Source organism: Hylemonella sp. GW821-FHT12C09, from assembly GCF_058807395.1.
Genome location: NZ_JBXAQQ010000007.1, coordinates 174,338 through 195,461 on the forward strand (window position 1 = coordinate 174,338; position 21,124 = coordinate 195,461).

General features: G+C 67.7%; 20 protein-coding genes. 13 read left to right on the plus strand and 7 right to left on the minus strand.

What is annotated here, in order from left to right; translation table 11 throughout:
• Nucleotides 1-211: 211 nt before the first annotated feature.
• From tfpB to AC1RRP_RS13270, 4 genes are all read right to left on the minus strand, one after another.
• A complete protein-coding gene (gene tfpB / locus AC1RRP_RS13255; protein WP_493036850.1) occupies nucleotides 212-2,002 on the minus strand; it encodes a type IV pilus assembly ATPase TfpB in 1,791 nt (596 codons plus the stop codon).
• Nucleotides 2,003-2,008: 6 nt separating this feature from the next.
• Nucleotides 2,009-2,767, minus strand: a complete 759-nt coding sequence (locus AC1RRP_RS13260; protein ID WP_493036852.1) for a class I SAM-dependent methyltransferase — start codon at nucleotides 2,765-2,767, stop codon at nucleotides 2,009-2,011.
• A gap of 538 nt (nucleotides 2,768-3,305) precedes the next feature.
• Nucleotides 3,306-3,824, minus strand: a complete 519-nt coding sequence (locus AC1RRP_RS13265; RefSeq protein WP_493036854.1) for a DNA-deoxyinosine glycosylase — start codon at nucleotides 3,822-3,824, stop codon at nucleotides 3,306-3,308.
• Complete coding sequence (locus AC1RRP_RS13270) at nucleotides 3,821-4,675, minus strand: TatD family hydrolase (RefSeq protein WP_493036856.1); 855 nt, start codon at nucleotides 4,673-4,675, stop codon at nucleotides 3,821-3,823. The genes AC1RRP_RS13265 and AC1RRP_RS13270 overlap by 4 nt, the downstream gene beginning before the upstream one ends.
• Before the next feature lie 117 nt (nucleotides 4,676-4,792).
• Here AC1RRP_RS13270 and AC1RRP_RS13275 point away from each other — a divergent pair, with 117 nt between their 5' ends.
• From AC1RRP_RS13275 to AC1RRP_RS13300, 6 genes are all read left to right on the plus strand, one after another.
• Nucleotides 4,793-5,692 (plus strand): S1C family serine protease, encoded by a 900-nt coding sequence (locus AC1RRP_RS13275; protein WP_493036858.1) that lies wholly within the window; start codon nucleotides 4,793-4,795, stop codon nucleotides 5,690-5,692.
• Between the two features lie 21 nt (nucleotides 5,693-5,713).
• The gene (locus AC1RRP_RS13280; RefSeq protein ID WP_493036860.1) at nucleotides 5,714-6,721 is read left to right on the plus strand and encodes an AAA family ATPase; all 1,008 of its coding nucleotides are present in this window, start codon (nucleotides 5,714-5,716) and stop codon (nucleotides 6,719-6,721) included.
• A 153-nt stretch (nucleotides 6,722-6,874) separates the two neighbouring features.
• Complete coding sequence (locus AC1RRP_RS13285; protein ID WP_493036862.1) at nucleotides 6,875-7,852, plus strand: DUF58 domain-containing protein; 978 nt, start codon at nucleotides 6,875-6,877, stop codon at nucleotides 7,850-7,852.
• Nucleotides 7,849-8,889: a VWA domain-containing protein gene (locus AC1RRP_RS13290; RefSeq protein WP_493036864.1), complete on the plus strand. Its 1,041-nt coding sequence runs from the start codon at nucleotides 7,849-7,851 to the stop codon at nucleotides 8,887-8,889. The genes AC1RRP_RS13285 and AC1RRP_RS13290 overlap by 4 nt, the downstream gene beginning before the upstream one ends.
• A 159-nt stretch (nucleotides 8,890-9,048) precedes the next feature.
• On the plus strand, nucleotides 9,049-9,597 hold the full coding sequence (locus AC1RRP_RS13295) for a Spy/CpxP family protein refolding chaperone (RefSeq protein ID WP_493036866.1): 549 nt from the start codon (nucleotides 9,049-9,051) through the stop codon (nucleotides 9,595-9,597).
• Between the two features lie 32 nt (nucleotides 9,598-9,629).
• Nucleotides 9,630-9,878, plus strand: coding sequence for an SHOCT domain-containing protein (locus AC1RRP_RS13300; protein WP_493036868.1), 249 nt, complete (start codon nucleotides 9,630-9,632; stop codon nucleotides 9,876-9,878).
• 13 nt (nucleotides 9,879-9,891) lie between these two features.
• On the opposite strand, the gene lolD is transcribed toward AC1RRP_RS13300, so the two are convergent.
• Entirely contained in the window at nucleotides 9,892-10,578 is a 687-nt protein-coding gene (gene lolD / locus AC1RRP_RS13305) for a lipoprotein-releasing ABC transporter ATP-binding protein LolD (RefSeq protein ID WP_493036870.1), read from the minus strand.
• A gap of 201 nt (nucleotides 10,579-10,779) precedes the next feature.
• Entirely contained in the window at nucleotides 10,780-12,036 is a 1,257-nt protein-coding gene (locus AC1RRP_RS13310; RefSeq protein WP_493036872.1) for a lipoprotein-releasing ABC transporter permease subunit, read from the minus strand.
• Nucleotides 12,037-12,578: 542 nt separating this feature from the next.
• Between AC1RRP_RS13310 and AC1RRP_RS13315 the strand changes: the two genes are divergently transcribed.
• Both AC1RRP_RS13315 and AC1RRP_RS13320 read left to right on the plus strand, forming a co-directional pair.
• On the plus strand, nucleotides 12,579-13,499 hold the full coding sequence (locus AC1RRP_RS13315; RefSeq protein ID WP_493036874.1) for a phosphoglycerate mutase: 921 nt from the start codon (nucleotides 12,579-12,581) through the stop codon (nucleotides 13,497-13,499).
• On the plus strand, nucleotides 13,496-15,289 hold the full coding sequence (locus AC1RRP_RS13320; RefSeq protein ID WP_493036876.1) for a single-stranded-DNA-specific exonuclease RecJ: 1,794 nt from the start codon (nucleotides 13,496-13,498) through the stop codon (nucleotides 15,287-15,289). Before AC1RRP_RS13315 ends, AC1RRP_RS13320 begins: the two co-directional genes overlap by 4 nt.
• Nucleotides 15,290-15,299: 10 nt before the next feature.
• On the opposite strand, the gene AC1RRP_RS13325 is transcribed toward AC1RRP_RS13320, so the two are convergent.
• Complete coding sequence (locus AC1RRP_RS13325; protein WP_493036878.1) at nucleotides 15,300-16,439, minus strand: GGDEF domain-containing protein; 1,140 nt, start codon at nucleotides 16,437-16,439, stop codon at nucleotides 15,300-15,302.
• A 145-nt stretch (nucleotides 16,440-16,584) separates the two neighbouring features.
• On the opposite strand from AC1RRP_RS13325, the gene AC1RRP_RS13330 reads away from it, so the two are divergent.
• The 5 genes from AC1RRP_RS13330 to AC1RRP_RS13350 all read left to right on the plus strand — a co-directional run bounded on the left by AC1RRP_RS13330 (nucleotide 16,585) and on the right by AC1RRP_RS13350 (nucleotide 21,060).
• On the plus strand, nucleotides 16,585-17,442 hold the full coding sequence (locus AC1RRP_RS13330) for a 3',5'-nucleoside bisphosphate phosphatase (protein WP_493036880.1): 858 nt from the start codon (nucleotides 16,585-16,587) through the stop codon (nucleotides 17,440-17,442).
• Complete coding sequence (locus tag AC1RRP_RS13335) at nucleotides 17,439-18,329, plus strand: DMT family transporter (protein ID WP_493036882.1); 891 nt, start codon at nucleotides 17,439-17,441, stop codon at nucleotides 18,327-18,329. Before AC1RRP_RS13330 ends, AC1RRP_RS13335 begins: the two co-directional genes overlap by 4 nt.
• Nucleotides 18,330-18,345: 16 nt before the next feature.
• Nucleotides 18,346-18,972: an L-threonylcarbamoyladenylate synthase gene (locus tag AC1RRP_RS13340; protein ID WP_493036884.1), complete on the plus strand. Its 627-nt coding sequence runs from the start codon at nucleotides 18,346-18,348 to the stop codon at nucleotides 18,970-18,972.
• A 46-nt stretch (nucleotides 18,973-19,018) separates the two neighbouring features.
• On the plus strand, nucleotides 19,019-19,687 hold the full coding sequence (locus tag AC1RRP_RS13345) for a site-2 protease family protein (RefSeq protein WP_493036886.1): 669 nt from the start codon (nucleotides 19,019-19,021) through the stop codon (nucleotides 19,685-19,687).
• A gap of 74 nt (nucleotides 19,688-19,761) precedes the next feature.
• Nucleotides 19,762-21,060, plus strand: a complete 1,299-nt coding sequence (locus tag AC1RRP_RS13350) for a tryptophan--tRNA ligase (RefSeq protein ID WP_493036888.1) — start codon at nucleotides 19,762-19,764, stop codon at nucleotides 21,058-21,060.
• The last annotated feature ends 64 nt before the right edge of the window (nucleotides 21,061-21,124 follow it).

The window sequence follows — 21,124 nt, forward strand, 5'->3', positions numbered from 1 at the left end:
TTCACTCTTGATGAATCTCACGAAATTGTCTCCTACGGGCCGCGCCCGAAACACACGGGATTCTGCCCCGGAATAACGCTCATGCCGGATGTGGATTACACCTATGCCTCCCCCGGTAGCACGGGGCAGCCAGCAGGGAATACCCTAGGTTGAGGACCGGTGTGCGCCGTAGCGGTGCACCGGTCAGGCGCAGGTCAGGCAGCGGCCTGACTCAGGTGAGCGGCGGCGTGGCGCCGAGCACCTCATCGATCACCGTCAGCCCCTCGGCCACGCGCAGTGCACCGGCCAGGCGCAGCGGGCGCATGCCGTCGGCCACGGCCTGGCGCTTGAGCGCTTCGATGTTGGGCTCCTTGCTGACCCTGTCCTTGAAGGCTTCGGAGATGACCAACAGCTCGTACAGGCCCATGCGTCCCTGGAAACCCGTCATGCGGCAGTCCACGCAGCCCACCGGCTTGAAGGGCTTGTAGCCGCCGCTGATGTTCCAGGGCTTGACCATCTCGGCCAGGTGCTCCCTGGTGGCCGCCTCGTCGCGCACCTTGCACTGCGCGCACAGGGTACGCACCAGGCGCTGCGCCAGCACACCCAGCACGGTGGCATTGAGCAGGTAGGGCGGGATGCCCAGCTCCATCAGCCGTGTGATGGCCGATGGCGCGTCGTTGGTGTGCAGGGTGGAGAAGACCAGGTGGCCGGTCAGCGCGGCCTGCACCGCCATCTCGGCGGTTTCCAGGTCGCGGATTTCGCCCACCATGATGATGTCCGGGTCCTGCCGCATCAGCGCGCGCAGGCCCTCGGGGAAACCGAAGTCCAGCTGCGGCTGCACCTGGGTCTGGTTGAAGGCCGGCTCGATCATTTCGATCGGGTCTTCCACCGTGCTGACGTTGACCTCCTCCGTGGCCACGCGCTTCAGCGTGGAGTACAGCGTGGTGGTCTTGCCCGAGCCGGTGGGGCCGGTGACGAGGATGATGCCGTGCGGCCGCTTGACCAGCGCCTCCCAGCGCTGCGCGTCGTGCGGGCTGAACCCCAGCTCGGCCAGGTCCTTGACCGTGGTGTCCGGGTCGAAGATGCGCATGACCATCTTCTCGCCGAAGGCCGTGGGCAGGGTGGAAATCCGCATCTCCACCTCGTCGCCGCCAGGGTTGCGCGTCTTGATGCGGCCGTCCTGCGGACGGCGTTTCTCGACCACGTCCATGCGGCCCAGCAGCTTGATGCGCGCCGTCATGGCGGTGAGCACGCCCATGGGCATCTGGTAGACCGGGTGCAGCACGCCGTCGATGCGGAAACGGATCACGCCCTGCTCGCGCCGTGGCTCCAGGTGGATGTCACTGGCGCGCTGGTCGAAGGCGTACTGCCACAGCCAGTCCACCACCTGCACCACGCTCTGGTCGTTGGCGTCGAGCTGCTTGTTGCTCTTGCCCAGCTCCACCAGCTGCTCGAAGCTGGAGCCGGTATTGCCGCTGCCCGACTTCATGGCCGAACGCACCGACTTGGCCAGGGCAAAGAACTCGGCGGTGTAACGCGTGATCTCGCCCGGGCTGGCGATCACACGTCGCACGCTGCGGCGGGTCTGGCGCTCCACCTCACCCACCCAATCGGTGATGTAGGGCTCGGCCGTGGCCACCACCACCTCGGTGGGCAGCACCTGCACCGGCAGCACGCGGTGCCGCTCGGCGTAGGCCGCACTCATGGCGTCGGCCACCTTGCCCACGTCGACCTTGAGCGGGTCAATGCGCAGGTAATCCAGCCCGGCCCGCCCGGCCAGCCACTGCGTGAGGCTTTCCACGTCCAGGGGCTTGTGGTCCACGGCACGACGGATCGAGACGCTGGCCAGGCGCAGCAGCGGATGCTGGGCGCTCTCGGCCTGCGAGCAGCGCGCGATGGTGCGCTGCGCCTCATCCTCGGCGATCACGCCGTCGGCCAGCAGCCACTCGACCAGGCGGCGCCAGTCCACCGGCCCCACGTGCTCGGACTTGGACAGGCTCTTGAGTTTGGGCTGGGCGCTCATGGGTGTTTACAGGTCAGCAATCGGTTTGAAGCCGCGCAGCCATTTGGGCGCCGGCAGGCCCCACTGAGTCTGGATGATTTCGGCCCGCTCGGCAAGCATGGCGCGCGTCGGGCGCGAAGGCGTGCGCTGGGCCAGCACCACGGTGTTGCCTTCGCGCGTCGCCTTGAAGGCCCAGACGGCCTCCTTGCCGAAGGCAGCGGTGATCTTGTCCACGCTCTTCGTGTAGCTGGAGGAGCGCCCGAAGAGGTTGACCGTCATGCAGCCCTCCTCCGTCAGCAGGCGGCGGCAATGGGCATAGAACTCGGCGCTGTCGAGCACCGGCGCGGCGGCCTCGTGGTCGTACAGGTCCACCTGCAAGGCGTCCACCGTGCCAAACCATTCGGCCTTCTGGATTTCCTGCGCGGCATCGGCCAGGATCACCTGCATGCGCGCCGTGTCCGCCGGCAGCTTGAACCAGCCGCGGCAGGCGTGCAACACCTGCGGGTTGAGTTCGATGGCGGTGGTCTTCATGCGCAGGACCTTGGCGCAGAACTTGGTGAGCGACCCCGCCCCCAGGCCCAGCTGCATGGCCTGGCGCTTCGCCACCGTGTCGGGCTCGACGAACAAGGTCCAGGCCATCATGCGCTGGATGTACTCGTGCACCAGGCGCGTCGGGTCCCGCGTGTCCATGGAGCCCTGGATCCAGATCGAATCCAGGTGGAGATGACGGATGGGGCCCTCGTCGGAGAACTGGACTTCGGGGAGGGGGGGGTGCTTCTTGGTCAAGGTGGGAGGATTATCGCTTTGACTTTTTTGCACGATGGCTGCGAGTTTTGACTGCGTCGCTTGGTCTGCCCCCCACTCATCCCCCCGCCCTTCTCTACCCCCGCCGGGGTAGAGAAGGGGGCCTTGATTTGACCTGGGCGCGCCGGCTACGCTTCTACGACGCGTGACGCCGCCACCGCTTTTGGGGCGCCTGAATTTCGGATCTACGGTCGTAGTCAAAAGTGGCTGATCGCTACGCCCAGAACGGTAGCCGCATGCGGCCTGCCGTGCACGAGGCAAGATTACGCTGCGTCTTCCTGTCTCGTTGCTGGCTGGCGCAGCAGCCAGCCGTGGTTTTCAGATTCCTTTGAGTTCTCTACGACCGTTAGCAGGCAATCGAGGCGCTCCAACCCGTATCGCGACCTCACTCACCTTAGAAGCGTAGCCAGAAAGCCAAAAGCAAAATCCAGGCTCCCTTCTCTACCCCGGCGGGGGTAGAGAAGGGCGGGGGGATGAGTGGGGGGCAGATCAAGCGACGCCAGTCAAAAAAACTAACGAATCACAACAACTCCGCCTGCAAAAACGCCTCCCGCCAGGCCGCCAGCTTGCGCTCAAAGCTCCAGCTCGCGTTCGCCGGACTCGTGGACGGCAGCTTCACCAGCGGGAAATGGTCCACGCCCAGACTGCCGCGCACCCGCTTCGCGTGCTTATAGCTCTCACCCCCGTTGTGCACGATCAACTGCAGCTGCGGGCAGTGCGCCTTGAGGCGTGCGAAGTCGTTCACCTCGGCATTGCGGATGGCCGTGTCCAGGCTGCCCTCGCGTTCGCAACTCGCGTACACGTCCCAGACGCCCACGCCGCGTGCCAGCAACCAGGCACAACGCCGCTCATACGCGTCCGGTCCAGGCAGAGGATGCTGCGGCCACAAGGCCTGCAGGATCTTCCAGAAATGGTTCTGCGGATGCCCGTAGTACTGCTGCGCCCGCAGGGAAGCGATGCCGGGGAAGCTGCCGAGGACGAGCAGTCGGGTCCCAGGGCCCACCAGCGGCGGCAGGCCATGCAGGCGTCGAGAACTCATGCCGACGCTGCGCTCGCCGCCTGCAGGCGCGGCAAGGCCACCTTTGAATTCTCGCGCGTCTGTCGCTCCAGCGTTGCCGGGTCCAGTCCTCGCAATCCAGCCAGCACCTCCGCAATCCGCGGCAATTCCCCTGGCTCGTTGCGCCCCTGCGCTTCCCCCGCCGCTCGCTGCTCTGCCGTCGCGTACAGCCAATGCGGCGGCATGTCCGGCGCGTCGGTCTCCAGCACGATGGCCTCCAGCGGTAGCTCGGTCGCCAGCCGGCGCAGGTTCTGCGCGCGCTCGTAGGTCAGCGCCCCACCAAAACCCAGCTTGAGCCCCAGGTCGATGAAGGCCTGGGCTTGCTGCAGGCTGCCGTTGAAGGCATGGGCGATGCCCTGCCATGGATTGCCATTCCCCACGGCGCGCAGGCCCTTGAGCAGCATGTCCGCGGATCGGCGCACGTGCAGGATCACCGGCAGGCCATGCTTGCGGGCCAGCTTGAGCTGCTCCACATAAAAGTGTTCCTGGCGCTCGCGCAACGGTCTCTCAGACAGTTCTGGCACGAAATAGTCCAACCCGATCTCGCCCACGGCCACCAGGCGTGGGTCGTCTCGGTACTCGGCCAGGGCGGCGTCCAGGCGTGCCAGGTCCTCGTCCTGTGCCTGTTTGACGTACAGCGGATGGATGCCCAGGGCATAGCTGTCGCCGAAGGCATGGGCCAGGCGGCGCACGTCGGCGAAGTGGGGCACCTGCACGGCCGGCAGCACGCAATGCACCACGCCCCGTTCTCGTGCACGGGCCCGCACGGCGGCCACGTCGGCGGCGAATTCAGGCGCATCGAGGTGGCAATGGGTGTCGATCCATCCAGTCATAAACGGATGATGCCGCAAACAGCGGTACGCCGCGGGTCGGTACGCATGCAAAAAACGGCCAGCCGTGCTACCGTCTGATCAACGCCGCCCCGGCGGTTTCACACCCCAGGTGTACGCATGCGCCAGCCTGCCCTGTACAGCCGTTCGCCGCGCGGCCCCGCCGCCGCGCCAGACCCGGCCTTGCCTGCTGCGGACGACACCCCTCTCGTTTCCACTCGTCGCTGGCGCGAGCGACTGCCGCGCTGGCAGGAGCAGCATTGGCGCTGGCTGGCCCTGGCCGCCCTGCTGGCGCTGTTGGTACAGACCTTCTTTCCGGCCACCCCACAACGCCGCCTGACCCAGAAGGACATCGACGCGGCCGTGCTCAAGACGCTGGAGACGGCCAACCTGCCCTCCCCGGCCGCCCGGGCCGCTGCCGCCGTGGCACCCTCGGTGGTGCGCGTCGCCGGCTTCGTGACGGACAAGGACGGCGAAGAGAAGGAACACGGCCTGGGCAGCGGCGTGGTCATCGTCGACAGCGGCGTCATCCTCACCAACCTGCACGTGGTGGCCGGCGCCAACCGCATCGAACTCACCTTCCATGACGGCACCCGATCGGGCGCCCACATGACGGGCGCGCAGATCCACAACGACCTGGCCGTGCTGCAGGCCCAGAAGCTGCCCGACGACCTGCACGCCGCCACCCTGCGCTCCACCGCCGATCTGCAGCCCGGCGACGGCGTGGTGGCTGTGGGTTTTCCCTTCGGCATCGGCCCCTCGGTTTCCAGCGGCGTGGTCTCGGGGCTCGGGCGCAGTTTCCGCTCGCACGAGGGCAAGCAGCAGATCGGCAACCTGATCCAGTTCGACGCGGCGGCCAACCCCGGCAACTCGGGCGGGCCCCTGGTCACCATGGACGGCGAGGTGGTCGGCATCGTCACCGCCATCCTCAACCCGTCCGAACAACGCACCTTCATCGGCATCGGCTTTGCCGTGCCCATCGAGAACGCGGCCTCGGCCGTCGGCATGCATCCCTTCTGAACAGACGCTGGAAAGGCCCTCATGGACAAGAGCTCCCACACCGCTGCCGAGACCTCCCGCCTCATGGAGCAGATCCTCTACGAGGTCAAGCGCGTGGTCGTCGGGCAGGACCGTTTCCTGGAGCGCGTCATGGTGGCGCTGCTGGCCCAGGGCCACCTGCTGGTCGAAGGCGTGCCCGGCCTGGCCAAGACCCTGACCATCAAGACCCTGGCCCAGGTGGTGCAGGGGCAGTTCCGCCGCATCCAGTTCACGCCCGATCTGGTGCCGGCCGACCTGGTGGGCACCCGCATCTACAACCAGAAAAGCGGCGAGTTCAGCACCGCGCTGGGTCCGGTCTTCGCCAACCTGCTGCTGGCCGACGAGATCAACCGCGCGCCGGCCAAGGTGCAGAGCGCGCTGCTGGAGGTGATGCAGGAACACCAGGTGACCATCGCCGGTACCAGCTACCCGGTGCCCGCCCCCTTTGTGGTCATGGCCACGCAGAACCCCATCGAGACCGAAGGCACCTACCCCCTGCCTGAAGCGCAGGTGGACCGTTTCATGTTCAAGGTGAAGGTGGACTACCCCAGCGAAGAAGAAGAATTCGTCATCGTGCAGCGTGTCACCGGCGCTGCCGTGGCCGTGAGCGCCGTCAGCACCACGGACCAGCTGGCTGCCCTGCAACGCCATTGCCGCGAGGTCTATGTGGACCCGGCCCTGGTGCAGTACGCGGTCAAGCTGGTGGCCGCCACGCGCGAACCCGTGCGCGCCGGCCTCAAGGACCTGACGCGTTACCTGAGCTACGGCGCCAGCCCGCGCGCCACCATCAGCCTCATCGAGGGCGCGCGCGCTTTGGCGCTGCTGCGCGGGCGCAGCTACGCCCTGCCCGAAGACGTGGGCGACCTGGCGCACGACGTGCTGCGCCATCGCCTGGTGCTGTCCTACGAAGCGCTCTCCGAAGCGCTGGACGCCGATGCGCTGATCGACAAATTCATGGCACATGTACCGCTGCCGGTCAAGGTCCTGGAGCACGAACCGAAAGCCGCATAAATATGCTCCCCCCCCTTACTTGCTCACTACGTGTAGCCGCACCCCCCCTCAATGGGGCAACGCCAGTAGCCCGGCGAAGCCGGTTCCACGGCGTTCCCCGCTTGGATCGCCTCATGCGTTGCAACTCGCAAATGGCGGGCTGGAGTTTCTGAGATGCAAAACGCCCACCCCACCCCCGAATCCGCCGAGCAGTCGCTGCGCCGCCTGGAGTGGACGGTGCTGCGCCGGCTCGACGGCCTGCTGCAGGGCGACTACCGCACCCTGCTGCGCGGCGCCGGCCTGGACCTGGCCGACCTGCGTGAGTACCAGCCCGGCGACGACGTGCGCCACATCGACTGGAACGTCACCGCCCGGCTGCAGGTGCCGCATGTGCGCGTCTACACCGAAGACCGCGAGATGAGCGCCTGGTTCCTGCTGGACCTCAGCCCCTCGGTGGATTTCGGCTCGGGGGAGCGCGCCAAGCGCGAGGTGCTGGCCGACTTCGTGGCGGTGCTGGCGCGCCTGCTCACGCGCCACGGCAACCGGGTGGGCGCCGTGCTCTACAACGGTGGCCTCCAGGCCGTGCTGCCGCCGGGCAGCGGTCGGCGCCACGTGCTGCAGCTGCTGCAACGCTTGCAAACCCCTGCCGCGCCGGACAACAACAACTACCCCGGCGTCACCCGACTGCAGGACCTGCTGCAACACAGCGCCGCGCTGATGCGCCGGCGCAGCACGGTCTTCGTGCTCTCGGACTTCATCAGTGAAGGTGGCTGGGAACAGCCGCTGGCGCGCCTGGCCCTGCGCCATGAGGTGCTGGCCGTGCGCCTGTACGACCCGCTGGAACAGGAACTGCCCGACCTGGGCCTGCTGCCCATGCGCGACGCCGAAACCGGCGAGCAGTTGCTGGTGGACACGCACGACCCGGGCTTTCGCGCGCGTTTTGCGCAGCTGGCCGCGCAACGCGAGGAGGCCCTGCGCCAGACGCTCGCACGCGCCGGTGTGGACACGCTGGAGCTGGCCACCGACGACGATCTGGTGTCCACCCTGTTGCGCTTTGCCGAGCTGCGCCGCCAGCGCAGCCGGGCGCGGTCAGCCCCGCCACCGGCCCACCTGCGGCTGGTGCGCAGCACCCCTGCGGAGGTGTCGCCATGAACTTTCTCTGGCCCCATATGCTGCTCCTGCTGCTGATCGTGCCGCTGCTGGTGCTGCTCTACCTCTGGCTGCTGCGGCGCAAGCACAAGCTGGCGCTGCGCTACGCCAGCCTGGGCCTGGTCAGGCAGGCCATGGGCCAGCAATCCACCTGGCGGCGCCATCTGCCGCCGGCCCTGCTGCTGCTGGCCATCACCGCCCTGCTGCTGGCGGCGGCGCGGCCGCTGGCAGTGATCGTGCTGCCCACGCAGCAGGAAACCATCATGCTGGCCATGGACGTCTCGGGCAGCATGCGCGCGGCCGACGTGTTGCCCAACCGGCTGGTCGCCTCGCAGAACGCGGCCAAGGCCTTCCTGACCGAACTGCCGCGCAACGTGAAGGTGGGCGTCGTGGCCTTTGCCGGCTCGGCCCAGGTCGCGCAGATCCCCACGCACAACCGCGAAGACCTGGTCTCGGCCATCGACCGCTTCCAGCTGCAGCGCGGCACCGCCATCGGCAACGGCATCGTGCTCTCGCTGGCCACGCTGTTTCCGGATGCCGGCATCGACATCGGCAACCTGACCTACGGGCGCGAGCGCTGGCGTGGTGTCTCCATCGACCAGCCGGCGGCCGCCGTCAAGGAGTTCATACCGGTGGCGCCCGGCTCCTACGGCTCGGCCGCCATCATCCTGCTGACCGACGGTCAGCGCACCACCGGCATCGACTCCATGGAAGCCGCCAAGATGGCCGCCGACCGCGGCGTGCGTATCTACACCGTAGGCGTGGGCACGGTGAACGGCGAGACCATCGGTTTCGAAGGCTGGTCCATGCACGTGCGCCTGGACGAGGAGACCCTCAAGGCCATCGCCCACCGCACCCAGGGCGAGTACTTCCACGCCGCCACGGCCGAGGACCTGAAGAAGGTCTACGAGACGCTGAGCTCACGCCTGAGCGTGGAGAAGAAGGAAACCGAGGTCTCGGCCCTGCTGGCCCTGCTGGCCGCGGTGCTGATGCTGGCCGGCGCCGGCCTCTCGATGCTCTGGTACCACCGCGTCGCCTGAGGCCAGCCGGTGGGCACGGATACTTGATGTCCGTCAATACCGGTGCATTCCGGCGCTGAATTCTCTGGTATTCCACACCAGCAGTTCCTATGCTGGTGCGGTGGCGATTTCGCACACAGGCGGCGCATGTGCCGCATTCCACTCTCCAAGGAGCGACTCATGAAATACAGGCATATTCTGATGACGCTGACCGCACTGGCTGCACTCGGTACCGCAGTCCCGCAAGTGCAGGCCCAGCCCGCGCGCAGCGAATCTCCGCGGGAAAGCTACGGCCCCGGCATGATGGGCGGCTACGGCGGCCCCGGTCAGGGCCGCTATGGCCCGGGCATGATGCGCGGCCAGGGCCAGGCTTATGGCTATGGGCCCGGGATGATGGGCGGCATGGGCCTCGGCCCCCTGCAAGCGCTGGACCTGAACGAACAGCAGCAGACCCGCATCAACCAGATCCGGGACGAAACGCGGCGCAAGAACTGGGACACCATGGGCAAGCTGATGGACGAGCAAGCCCGGCTGCGTGACCTCTTCGCGGCCGAGAAGCGCGACCCGGCCGCCATCGGCAAACAGTCCATGAAGATCGCCGACCTGCGTCGCCAGCTGCTGGAAGCCTCGATCGAGTCCCACAACCGCATCGAAGCCCTGCTCAGCAAGGAGCAGAAAGACCAGTTACGCAGCTACCGCCGCGGCTGGATGATGGGCGACGACGACTGAGCCCGGGCGGTGGAACACATCGGAGCATCCTCATGATGTACGGCAACTGGGGTTATGGTGGTCCGTGGTTTTTCGGCATGGGCTTCGGCATGCTGCTGTTCTGGGCGCTGCTGATCGTGGTCGTGATCGTGCTGCTGCGCTGGTTGACCGCCGGGCCCGGTCGACGCGCACCGCCTACCGAGGGCACCTCGGCACTGGACATCCTGGCGCAGCGTTACGCTCGCGGCGAAATCGATCGCGAAGAGTTCGAACAGAAGCGCCGCGACTTGGGCGCTCTCTGACACGATCCCGACCCTAGACCAGCCGCCCCTGATCCAGCCGCAGTGTCCGCTGGCACCGCGCCGCCAGCGTCTCGTCGTGTGTGACGACGATGAAGGCCGTGCCCTGCTCGCGCGCCAGCTTGAGCATGAGTTCGAACACACCCTCGGCGGTGCCACGGTCCAGGTTGCCCGTGGGTTCGTCGGCCAGCACGCAGGCCGGCTGCGTAACCAGGGCACGCGCGATGGCCACGCGCTGGCGTTCACCACCCGAGAGTTCGGCCGGTCGGTGATGCAGGCGCTCTTTCAGGCCCACGGCTTCCAGCATGCGGGCCGCCACCTGTGCGGCCTGGGCGCGGTCCATCCGACGTATCCACAGCGGCATGGCCACGTTGTCCAGCGCGCTGAACTCGGGCAGCAGGTGGTGGAACTGGTAGACAAAACCCAGATGCTGGTTGCGCAGCTGGCCCTGCACGGCCGGCGTGAGCGTGGAGAAATCCCGGCCCATGAGTTGCACCCGGCCACTCGTGGGCGCATCGAGCCCGCCCAGCAGATGCAGCAAGGTGCTCTTGCCCGAGCCCGAGGCACCCACCACGGCCAGGATCTCACCGGCGTGCACCTGCAAGTCCACGCCGCGCAGCACGTGCACGTCCAGCCGGCCTTCGGTGTAGCGCTTGTCCAGGCCCGTGGCATGCAGGACAACGCGGGCAGATACACCACTCATACCGCACTCCAAATCACAGAAACCGGGGAACACCGCGGAACCGGCTTTGCCGGGCCGCTGGTGTTGCCCCCTGCAAGGGGCTGAGGGCTGCGGCTCCAAGCCTGCCTGTGCAGGCTTGGACAGACCGAAGAGCCTGCGCCTCTGGCGCTGGCACGTCTGGCGTAGCGACACGCAGTGCGCGCAGCCTGGGGGTGAGCCAATTTATTCATAACGCAGCGCCTCCGCCGGGTTCACACGGCTGGCGCGCCAGCTCGGATAGATGGTGGCGACGAAAGCCAGCACCAGCGAGATCACACCAATAGGCACGATGTCGCCGGCCAGAGGTTCGCTGGGCATGCGGCTGATGAGGTAGATGTCCTTGGGCAGGAAGCTGGCCTGCAGCAGGCTTTCCAGCGCGGGCACGATGACGTCGATGTTGAAGGCCACGCCCAGGCCCAGCAGCAGGCCGGACAGCGTGCCGATCACACCCACCGCGGCGCCCTGCACCACGAAGACGCCCATGATGCTGCCCGGGCTGGCGCCCAGGGTGCGCAGGATGGCGATGTCGGCGCGCTTGTCGGTCACCGTCATCACCAGCGTGCTCACCAGGTTGAAGGCGGCCACGGCCACGATGAGCGTGAGGATGATGAACATCATGCGTTTTTCGAGTTGCACGGCGGCGAACCAGTTGCGGTTCTGGCGCGTCCAGTCGCGGATCAGCAGCTCACCGCTGAGCGTGCCGGCCAGCTGCGCGCCCACCTCACGCGCCTGGTGCAGGTCCTTGAGCTTGAGGCGTATGCCCGTGGGCCCTTCCAGGCGGAAGATGCGCGCGGCGTCTTCCACGTGCAGCATGACCAGGCCCGCGTCGTATTCATAGTGGCCGGAATCAAAGGTGCCCACCACCGTCATCTGCTTCATGCGCGGCACCACGCCTGCCGGGGTCACCTGGCCGCTGGGTGCCACCAGGGTGACCTTGTCACCTAGCTGCACGCCGAGCTGGCGCGCCAGGTCGCGCCCCAGCACGATGCCGAATTCACCCGGAATGAGCCGCGCCAGTGCGCCGTTTTTCAGGCCGGCGGCCAGGTCGGTCACCTCACCTTCGAGCGCCGGGTCGATGCCGCGCACGATGGCGCCTTTCATGTCCTCGCCGCGCGCCAGCAGGGCCTGGGTGCCGATGAAGGGCGCGGCGCCGATGACCTGCGGGTTGGTCTTGACCTCGGCCAGGGTCTTCGCCACGTCGGGCAGGGCCTGACCATAAGGCGAGAAGATCTCGATGTGCGAGACCACGCCCAGCATGCGGTCGCGCACTTCCTTCTGGAAGCCGTTCATCACGCTGAGCACGATGATGAGCGCGGCCACGCCCAGCGCAATGCCCAGCATGGACACGCCCGAGATGAAGGAGATGAAGCCGTTACGCCGGGTGGCGCGGCCGGCGCGGGTGTAGCGCCAGCCGAGGAGGAGTTCGTAAGGGATTTGCATTTTGCTTGTTGTGGATTATCTGGGTTTCTTGTTGCGGCCTCTCCGGGATGCTTCCTTTTCTTCCCCCCCTATCCCCCCAGCCCCCTTCCCACCCCCGCCGGGGCGGGAAGGGGGTGCCTCATTTGCTTGCTTCGCGCCGGCGACGCTTCTATGGCGCGGGAGGTCGCGAACTGAGCTTGAGGGCCAGCATTTCCGGGAGCCGGTCGTAGTCAACGGCCCTGGGCTTGCACTCCCCAGGCTGGCGGCGACGCGCCAGCGGCGAGAAAGATGGCTTCTGACTCGGATGCGGCGGGTCGGAACGACCGTCGCTCGTGGCCTGCTGCCGCGGAGCCGTTGACTACGACCGGCTCCATGAGAGTCTCGGCTGAAAGAGGTGGTAGCGCCGGTTCGTGCCTTAGAAGCGTCACCGGCGCGAAGCAGTCGAATCCAGGCTCCCTTCTCTACCCCGGCGGGGGTAGAGAAGGGCGGGGGGATGAGTGGGGGTTACAAAAGCGCCGCCAGGCAAAAAGGCATGCAAGCGAAAGAAGCCGAAAATACACCCCATGCACCTCCTGATCCCCCATGCCCTGAGTGAAGATGAGGCCGCACGCGCGCCCTTGCGCGCGCTGCAGCTCCCGCAGCTGCAGAGACTGTTGCAGCGAATGACGCCGCAGACCCTGCTGCAGCTGCCGGAACACAGCCCGCTCAGCGCCCACGAACAACTGCTGGCCGCTGCGCGTGGCCTGGACCCCCAGGCGCCGGCCTGGGCCGCGCTGCGCGCGCACGAGCTGCAACTGCCCGGCGCGGGCCGCGAGACCTGGGGCTACCTGACCCCCGTGCATTGGGAAGTGGGCCAGGCCCGCGTGAGCCTGCGCGACCCGCAGGAGCTGGACCTGCGCGAGGACGAGGCGCGCGCGCTGCTGGCGGCCATGGCGCCTTTTTTTGCCGAGGACGGCCTCACCTTGCACTATGAACAGCCCTTGCGCTGGCTGGTCAGCGGCGAGCCGTTGCGGGGCCTGGGTGGCGCAACGGTGGAACGGGTGATCGGCCGCAACGTGGCGGCCTGGCTGCCCGCTTCGCCCCTGCTGCGCCGCCTGCAGAACGAGATGCAGATGCTGCTCTACACCCACGCCGTGACCGATGCGCGCGCCGAACGCCGGGCCCTGGCCGTCAACTCCTTCTGGCTCAGCGGCTGCGGTGCCCTGGCTGCGGCGCCCGCCCCTGCGCACAAGCTGACCGTGCTGGATGCGCTGGTGCAGCCCGCCGTGCGCGGCGACTGGGCCGCCTGGGCCCACGCCTGGCAGGGGCAGGACGCCCAGTTCGCGCCGCTGGCCGCTGCGCTGGACGCGGGCCAGGATGTCACGCTCACGCTCTGCAGCGAACTGCAGGCGCGCCGCTACACGCCCGCGCCACGCAGCGCCTGGACCCGCCTGCTGCAGCGTTTCAGACCGCAGCAGCCCTCTGACATACTCGTGCTCCCATGAACATCGTTACCCGCGACATCCCGCCGCGCGCCGCCTGGGCGCTGGAACAGGCCGGCGTGCACCCGCTGCTGGCGCGCCTGTACGCCGCGCGCGGCGTGACCGGCAAGGACGAGCTGGACGACGCGCTCGCGCGCCTGCTGCCCCCCGCGACGATGAAGGGCGCTGCCGAGGCGGCCGCGCTGCTGGCCAACGCCATAGGCCAGAACAGGAAGCTCTGCATCGTGGCCGACTACGACTGCGATGGCGCCACCGCCTGCGCGGTGGGCATCCGCGGCCTGCGCATGCTGGGCGCGCAACACGTGAGCTATCTGGTGCCCGACCGTGTGGTGGACGGCTACGGCCTGACGCCGCCGATTGCGCGGCGCGTGAAGGACAGTGGCGCCGATGTACTGATCACCGTGGACAACGGCATTGCCAGCGTGGAGGGCGTGCGCACCGCCAACGAGCTGGGCCTGCAGGTGCTGGTGACGGACCACCACCTGCCCGCGACCGCGCCGTCGCCGGGCCGCCCCAAGACGGCGAGCGCCCCCTCGGGGGGCAGCGAGGACACGTCAGTGCCGAGCGTGGGGGCCGTCATCCTCCCCGAGGCCGAGGTCATCGTGAACCCCAACCAGCCAGGCTGCACCTTCGAGAGCAAGTCCATCGCCGGAGTGGGCGTGATGTTCTACGTGCTGCTGGCCTTGCGCGCCGAACTGCGCCAGCGAGGCGTGTTCACGGCCGAAAGCCAACCGAAGCTCGATGCCCTGCTGCCGCTCGTGGCCCTGGGCACGGTGGCCGACGTCGTGAAGCTGGACCCCAACAACCGCCGCCTGGTGGCGCAGGGCCTGCGACGCGTGCGCGCCGGCGCGCTGCCGCCGGGCCTGGCCGCGCTGTTCGAGGTGGCCGGGCGCAAGGCCGCCGTGGCCACCACCTTCGACTTCGGCTTTGCCCTCGGCCCGCGCATCAACGCAGCCGGGCGCCTGGCCGACATGACGCTGGGCATCGAGCTGCTGTTGACCGACGATGCGGTACGCGGCGCCGAACTGGCGCGCACGCTGGACGGCATCAACCGCGAACGCCGCGAGATCGAGGGCGAGATGCGCGAGCAGGCCATGGCCATCGTCGAGTCCATGTTCGACGAGACCGAGGAACCGCCGCCGGCGCTGTGCGTGTTCGACCCGGATTTCCACGAGGGCGTGGTGGGCATCGTGGCCTCACGCCTCAAGGACAAGCTGCACCGTCCGAGTTTCGTCTTCGCGGCCAGCCAGGCCCCGGGCAAGGAACACGAGCTCAAGGGCTCGGGCCGCTCCATCCCCGGTTTTCATCTGCGCGACGCGCTGGACCTGGTGGCCAAGCGCTACCCCGGCGTGCTGCTGCGTTTCGGCGGCCACGCCATGGCGGCGGGTTGCACGATTGCCGAGGAGCACTTCGACACCTTCGAACAGGGCCTGGCCCAGGTGGCTCAGGAGTGGCTGGACGCCGCCACGCTGACGCGCCGCCTGGAGACCGACGGTGCCCTGCCCGTGGAGTACCGCCGCGCCGACATGGTGGACACGCTGCAGCGCGAGGTCTGGGGCCAGGGTTTTGCGCCGCCGACCTTCAGCGAAGAGGTGGAAGTGATTTCGCAACGCCTGGTGGGTGAGAAACACCTGGCGCTGAAACTCAAGCACCAGGGCCAGCCCGTGGACGGCATCTGGTTCGGCCACACCGAGCCGTTGCCTGCGCGCGTGCTGCTGGCCTTCCGGCTCGATGCCGACGAATGGCAGGGCCTGCGGCGCGTGCGGTTCCTGGTCGAAGGCGCCCAGATCTGAACCGGGGGCCTCAGGCCAGGGCGATGCAGTTGCGCCCTTCGTCCTTGGCCTTGTAGAGCGCCTTGTCGGCGCGCGCCAGCAGGGTATCGATCTGGTCCTCGTCGGGCCGATTGGTGGCAACGCCGATGCTCACCGTGATGGGTGGCAGGCCATCGCGCGGTTCGGCCACATGGGCCAGGATGCGCTCGGCCACGGTGACGGCCTCCTCCTGGCTGGTCTCCGGCAGCAGCAGCACGAATTCCTCGCCGCCAAAGCGCGCCAGCTGGTCGGGCCGGCGCAGCAGGGAGGCGATGCGCTCCACGAGGTCCACCAGCACACGGTCACCCGTCTGGTGGCCGTGGGTGTCGTTGATGGCCTTGAAGTGATCCACGTCCAGCAGCAGCAGGGCCATGCTGCGCCCATGACGGCGGCACCGCGCCAGCTCCTGCTCGCAGGCCTCGAGAAAAACACGCCGTGTCAGCACATTGGTCAGCGCGTCGTGCGAGGCCATGTGCTCGAACTCCGCGCGCAGCCGATCGCCCGCCATGAGGATGAGGCCCATGCCCAGGGCCAGCAGCATGATGGCGTTGGACCCCACGTAGAGGCTCTGCACCCGCGTGGGCGTGAGCAGGCCCTCTTCGGCCAGCGGCATCCAGGCCGAGAAAAAGCGCAGCAGCAGCACCGTGGCATGGATCAGCAGCACCACGGCCGTGAAGCGCGTGGAAAAATTCTCGGGGCCCTGGTGCCAGATCGCCCAGGACATGTGCAGGAAGATGCTGGCCCAGACCAGGCAGACCAGGACCAGGCGGGCGTTGTAGCTCGGCTCGACCAGGGCATACCAGTACAGCAGAGGTGCGAGCAGCACCAGGGCGGCGATCCAGCGCGTCCAGGCCGGGCGCCGCCCGAAGAACTGCTCGACACCCGCGTGATAGCAGACCATGCCGGTCAGCAGGACCAGGTTGGCCACCACGATGGTGAGGAAATCCGGCAGAAAACCGCGCCCGGCAAACAGGATGGCGGACAGGAAGATCCAGGCGTGTGCGGCAGCCCACAGGCCGAGCCCGCGGATGCTGCGTGGATAGCTCAGGCGCAGGAAGAACATCATGCCGCCCAGCAGCAGGCCCATGATGCCGCTCATGATGATCAGGGAGCGCAGATCGAGCGAAAGCATGTGAACGACATCAGTTGGAAAGCTGGGCGGCATCCCGGATGCCGATTGAGAAGACGCATCGAGGATCGGTGGGAAACCGCATGTGTCCATTGTGCCAGCACCGCCGCGGCCAGCGGGGAAACGGCCCAGCACCTAAAATGCCTGAGTGAGCTCCATCCTCAACGCCGACCTGCATTGCCATTCTGTCGTCTCCGACGGTACCCTCACGCCCGAGGAACTGGCGTCGCGGGCACACGCCAACGGGGTCGAACTCTGGGCCCTGACCGACCACGACGAGGTCGGCGGCCAGCAGCGCGCCATGGCGGCCGCCCGCTCCCACGGCCTGCCCTACCTGACAGGCACCGAGATCTCCATCACCTTCGCCGGGCACACGGTCCACATCGTCGGCCTGGGTTTCGACGCCGAAGACCCGCGCATGCAGCAGGGCCTGCGCCAGACACGCGGCGGGCGCGGCGAGCGTGCCCGCGAAATGTCGGCCAGCCTGGCAGCGGTGGGCATACAAGGCGCCTACGAAGGGGCGCTGAAATACGCCGGCAACCCCGAGCTGATCTCGCGCACGCATTTCGCGCGCTATCTGGTCGAGGCCGGCATCTGTCGCGAGACCAACGAAGTCTTCCGCAAGTACCTGACCGAAGGCAAGCCCGGCTTCGTGCCGCACCGCTGGGCCACGCTGCGCGACGCGGTCACCTGGATCGGGGATGCCGGCGGTTTGGCCGTGATCGCCCATCCGGCGCGCTACGGCTTCACCCCCACCGAGGAATACGCCCTGTTCTCCGAATTCAAGACACACGGCGGGCGCGCGGTCGAAGTGGTGACCGGCAGCCACAGCGCTGCCGAGTACGTCAAATACGCCGACATGGCACGCGAATTCGGCCTGGCCGCCTCGCGCGGCAGCGATTTCCACAGCCCCGACGAATCACACACCGACCTCGGCGCCCTGCCCTTCCTGCCCGGCCAGCTCACCCCGGTGTGGGAGCTGCTGGCAGATCGCATCCGGCAATGAGACATCCCCACACCCTGAGCGGCATGCTGTTCGCGCTTGCCGCCCTGGCCTGCTTTGCCACGCTGGACACCTCGGCCAAGGTCGTCTCGCTCACCCTTCCCGTGCTGCTCGGCCTGTGGTTCCGCTACATCTTCCAGGCCGTGCTGACCACGGCCGTCATGCTGCCGCAGCGTGGGCGTGCCATCTTCCATACGCGGCACCTGGGCCTGCATGTCCTGCGCGGGGCCCTGCTCGCAACCACCAGCCTGCTGACCTTCCTGAGCGTGGCCTACATGCCCGTGGGCGAATTCACGGCCATCGCCATGATCGCGCCGCTGGTGGTCACGCTGCTGGCGGCCACCCTGCTGGGCGAACATGTCTCGCGCACACGCTGGGTCCTCGTGGCGGGCGGCTTCGCGGGCACACTCGTGATCATCCGGCCCGGTGGCGACCTGTTCGGTTGGCACGTGCTGCTGCCGCTGGCCCAGGTGGCCACCCACTCGACCTTCCAGATCCTGACCGGCAAGATGGTGAGGACCGAAGACGGCGTGACCATGCATTTCTACACCGGCTGGGTCGGTGCCATCCTGGCCTCGCTGGCCCTGCCCTTCATCTGGGTCACGCCGCAGACCCTGCCCGAATGGACCGCGCTTTGCCTCATGGGCCTCATGGGCACCATCGGGCACTTCGTGCTCATCCTGGCCTACCGGCGTGCGCCGGCCGCCACGCTGATGCCGCTGATGTACGTGCAGATTGCCTTTGCCATGTTCGCGGGCTGGCTCGTCTTCGGCCACATGGCCGACGGCTGGTCCCTGCTGGGCATGATCCTGATCGCCGGCTGCGGCGCCGCCAGCGCCTGGCTGGCCCTGCGGGAAAGCCGCATCAAGCTCGAACCGATGGAAGTGTGAACCGGCAGACAGACCCATGGCCCAGTACTTCGAAGTCCACCCCGAGAACCCGCAGATTCGTCTGCTCAAGCAGGCCGCCGCCCTGCTGGAAAAAGGCGGCGTGGTGGCCGTGCCCACCGATTCCAGCTACGCCCTGGTCTGCCACCTGGACGACAAGGCCGCCGCCGACAAGATGCGCAGCATCCGCGGCGTGGACGACAAACACCACCTGACCCTGCTCTGCCGCGACCTGGCCGAACTGTCCAGCTACGCCCGCGTGGACAACCGCCAGTACCGCCTGCTCAAGGCCGCCACCCCGGGCCCCTGGACCTTCATCCTGGAGGCCACCAAGGAGGTACCGCGCCGGGTGAGCCACCCTTCCCGCAAGACCATCGGCCTGCGCGTACCCGAGCACCGGGTGCTGCACGAACTGCTGGCCCAGCACAGCGGCGGCCCCCTGCTGGCCACCACCCTGATCCCGGCCGGCGAGACCGACCCGCTCAACGACGCCCACGAGATCCGCGAGCGCTACGAGCACCAGCTGGCCGCCGTCATCGACGCCGGTGCCTGTCCGCACGAGCCCACCACGGTGATCGACCTCAGCGGCGACGAGCCCGAGGTGCTGCGCCGCGGCCGCGGCGACCCGGCCGAGCTCGGCCTCTAGCCGCGCCGGCCTCGCCAGCGCCCTGCACTCTGAGACAATGACCCCCGTGGAACCCGCCAACCTGATTCAAACCGTTCTCATCTACGCCCTGCCGGTGCTGTTCGCCATCACCGTGCACGAGGCCGCCCACGGTTATGCCGCGCGCCATTTCGGCGACAACACGGCCGCCATGATGGGTCGCATCACGCTCAACCCCATCAAGCACATCGACCCGGTGGGCACCATCCTGATGCCGCTGCTGCTGTACTTCGCCACCAGCGGCGCCTTCCTGTTCGGCTACGCCAAGCCGGTGCCGGTGCGCTTCGACCTGCTGCGCCACCCCAAACGCGACATGGTCTGGGTGGCCCTGGCCGGCCCGGGCGCCAATCTGCTGCAGGCCCTGCTGTGGGGCGCGCTGATGTACCTGCTGGTGGCCGTCGGCGTACAGGAGCGTTTCTTCCTGGAGATGGGCCGCGCCGGCGTGCTGGTCAACGTGGTGATGTTCGCCTTCAACCTCTTCCCGCTGCCGCCGCTGGACGGCGGACGCATCCTGGTCGGCCTGCTGCCCTGGAAGCAGGCGGCCATGGTCTCGCGCATCGAGCCCTGGGGCTTTTTCATCGTGATGGCCCTGGTGCTGACCGGCATCGTCAGCACGCTGTGGATGCAGCCCGTCATGGGCCTGACCTACGGCCTGCTGGATATCCTGCTCACGCCCCTGTCCCTCCTCCTGCACTGACACCACGCCATGAGCACCGCGCCGGGCCGTCCCAAGCAAGCTCGCACCGCAGTGCGCAGCACGAAGGTTATCCAATGAGCACTGTCCGCGTCCTGACCGGCATCACCACCTCGGGCACGCCCCATCTGGGCAACTACGTCGGCGCCATCCGCCCGGCCATCACCGCCAGCCGCGCCGCCGGGGTGGAGAGCTTCTACTTCCTGGCGGACTACCACGCGCTCATCAAGGTGGATGATCCCGCACGCATCCAGCGTTCCACGCTGGAGATTGCCGCCAGCTGGATCGCCTGCGGCCTGGACCCCGAGCGCGTGACGTTCTACCGCCAGTCCGACGTGCCCGAGATCCCCGAGCTCACCTGGTTCCTGACCTGCGTCTGCGGCAAGGGCCTGCTCAACCGCGCCCACGCCTACAAGGCCTCGGTGGACAAGAACAAGGCCGCTGGCGCGGACGAGGATGCCGACGTGACCGCCGGCCTCTTCATGTACCCGGTGCTGATGGCGGCCGACATCCTGATGTTCAACGCGCACCGCGTGCCCGTGGGGCGTGACCAGATCCAGCACATCGAGATGGCGCGCGACATCGCCGCCAGCTTCAACCATCTCTACGGTGAGCACTTCGTCTTGCCCGAGGCGCAGATCGAGGAAAGCGTGGCCACGCTGCCCGGTCTGGACGGACGCAAGATGAGCAAGAGCTACGACAACACCATCCCGCTCTTCGCCCCGCGCGAGCAGCTCAGGAAGCTGATCGCCGGCATCAAGACCGATTCGCGCGCGCCTGGCGAGCCCAAGGACACCGAAGGCTCGGCCCTGTTCCAGATCTACCAGGCCTTCGCCACGCCCGCCGAGACCGACCAGTTGCGGCAGGCCTATGCCGACGGCATCGCCTGGGCCGAGGCCAAGACCATCCTGTTCGAGCGCATCGACCACGAGATTGCGCCCAAGCGTGAGGCCTATGAGTCCCTGATGCGCCACCCCGAGCGCCTCGAAGAACTGCTACAAGCCGGCGCGACCAAGGCCCGCAGGATCGCCACCCCCTTCACCACCAGGCTGCGCCACGCCGTCGGCCTGCGCGACCTGCGTGCCCAGGCGGGCGAGAAAAAGGACAAGGCGGCCAAGGCCGCCGCGCTGCCCAGCTTCAAACAATACCGCGAGAGCGATGGCCAGTTCTATTTCAAGTTCGTGGATGCCCAGGGCAGGCTGCTGCTGCAGAGTGGCGGTTTTGCCAGCCCCAAGGAGGCCGGGCAGACGGTCAAACGGCTGCAGGAACTGGCAGAACCCCTGGCCTCCGTAATCCAAGAGATACCAGTGAAACAATTGGTTACCACGCAGGAGCTCGAGTCTGCGCTACAACAGCTGCTGGCCGCCCGGGACTGACCCCTGCCCCGCGACCGTGACCCTCTGAGCTGTGCGGGTACGGTTCTTGCAGACTGCGGCTACC